The sequence below is a fragment of the Mesorhizobium sp. M1E.F.Ca.ET.063.01.1.1 genome (assembly GCF_003998155.1).
In the GTDB taxonomy this organism is placed as follows: Bacteria; Pseudomonadota; Alphaproteobacteria; order Rhizobiales; family Rhizobiaceae; genus Mesorhizobium.
In genome coordinates this window covers 1-1,947 of sequence record NZ_RZSC01000956.1, presented here as the reverse complement: position 1 = coordinate 1,947, position 1,947 = coordinate 1, and the positions used below count along the sequence as shown (strand labels likewise).

2 protein-coding genes are annotated in these 1,947 nt (G+C 67.3%); both read left to right on the top strand.

The features are described 5' to 3' along the window. On the top strand, positions 1 to 1,188 hold a 1,188-nt coding region (locus tag EOA29_RS34740; protein WP_127222276.1), incomplete at its 5' end, for a cobyrinate a,c-diamide synthase. Continuing rightward, the coding region (gene cobS, locus EOA29_RS34735) for an adenosylcobinamide-GDP ribazoletransferase (RefSeq protein ID WP_127222275.1) at positions 1,185 to 1,947 on the top strand (763 nt) is incomplete at its 3' end. The genes EOA29_RS34740 and cobS, both read left to right, overlap by 4 nt.

The following is a 1,947-nucleotide window of genomic DNA, read 5'->3' as shown; positions in this document are numbered from 1 at the left end:
GATATCGACCCCGGCTTCCACGCCGCCGCCACGGGCCTGTCAGGCGTCAATCTCGACGGTTGGGCGATGTCCCCTTCCCTGCTCAACGCTCTGGCCGCACAGGCAGCGGAGGATGCCGAATACGTCATCCTCGAAAGCGCGATGGGTCTGTTCGACGGCATCCCCGCTCCGCAAGGCCGATCGGGCTCGGCTGCCGATCTCGCCAGGCTCTATGGCTTGCCGGTGCTTCTGGTGCTCGACGTTTCTGGACAGTCGACCACGGCGGCTGCCGTAGCCAAGGGTTTTGCCACCTACGATCCGGATGTGCGCATGGCCGGCGTCGTGCTCAATCGCTTGGGCAGCGAACGCCACCGGCGATTGTCGGGCGACGCGATCGAGGCGATCGGCTTGCCGGTGGTCGGCGCCATCATGCGCGACCCCACCCTTAACCTGCCGGAACGGCATCTCGGTCTTGTGCAAGCCGGCGAATACGAAAACCTGATGGCGCATCTCGACCGGCTGGCCGATATGGTCGAGAAGTCGCTCGATATCGACGCCATCCTGGCGTTGGCGACACCGCTGGAACCGGCGGCTGGCGACTTCGGCGATGCATTGCAGGCGCCGGGACAGCGCATCGCGCTGGCCGAGGACTCTGCCTTCACCTTCCTCTACCCGCATGTCGCCGCGCATTGGCGCATGGCCGGCGCCGAGATCGTGCCCTTCTCCCCTCTCGCCGACGAGGCGCCGGCCGAAGACTGCGATGTCTGCTGGCTGCCCGGTGGCTATCCCGAATTGCATGCCGGCAAGCTTGCGGCCGCGACGAACTTCCGCGCGGGAATGGTGCGCTTCGCACAGACAAAGCCCGTGCACGGTGAGTGCGGCGGCTTCATGGTGCTGGGCGAGGTGCTGGAGGACGCGGACGGCCAAAGCCACAACATGCTCGGCCTGCTCGGCCACTCGACCAGCTTCGCCAAGCGGAAGATGAATCTCGGTTACCGTGAGGCGCGCCTACGCGCCGCCTGCCCGTTGGGGCCCGAAGGCACGCTGATCCGCGGTCATGAGTTCCACTATGCGCAGATGACGGCCACCGGCAATGACGAGCCGCTGGCCGACCTCGCCGACGGCCAGGGCAACCCGCTTGGAGCCTCCGGCTATCGACGCGGCCATGTCAGCGGCACCTTCTTCCACGCCATTGCGAGGGGCGCATGAGCCCTTCCGCACCTCGGCAATTGCTTGACGATATCGGCCTCAGCCTCGTCTTCTTCACCAGGTTGAGGCTGCCGTCTAGCGATTTCGGCGGTCGCAGCCTTGCCGACGCGATCTGGGCGGCACCCTTTGCCGGTCTCGCCGTCGCCATCATCGGCGCGCTCGTCTACGCTGTCGCTTCCGGGCTGGGTGTAGCCACCGGTCCGGCCGCAGCGCTCGCCCTTGCCGCGACGATGCTCGCCACCGGCTGCCTGCACGAGGACGGACTTTCCGACATCGCCGACGGCTTCGGCGGCGGCAAGACGCGCGAGAAGAAGCTGGAGATCATGCGCGACAGCCGCATCGGCGCCTATGGCGCCGCTACCCTCGGCATCTCGCTGCTCATCCGCTGGAGCGCGCTGTCCGCACTGGCCGGCCCCAGCCATGTGTTCCTGGCCCTCCTTGCTGCTCACGCCGCCTCGCGCGGGCTGTTCGGCGCCTTCATGCATCTTCTGCCGCCCGCCCGCTCCGACGGTCTTTCCGCCACTGCCGGCACTGTCAGCGCCGAGACCGCTATCATCGGCGCGGCACTTGGCGCCGTGTCGCTATTGGCGCTCGGCCTTGGCGGCGCGATTGCCGCACTCGTCTTGCTCAGCCTCTCGTTTACCGCCTTCCGCGCGCTTTGCCACCGTCAGATCGGCGGCCAGACCGGCGACACGATCGGTGCGCTGCAGCAGCTCGGCGAGATCGCGGTCCTGCTCGTTGCCTCAGTTTCCCTATCCC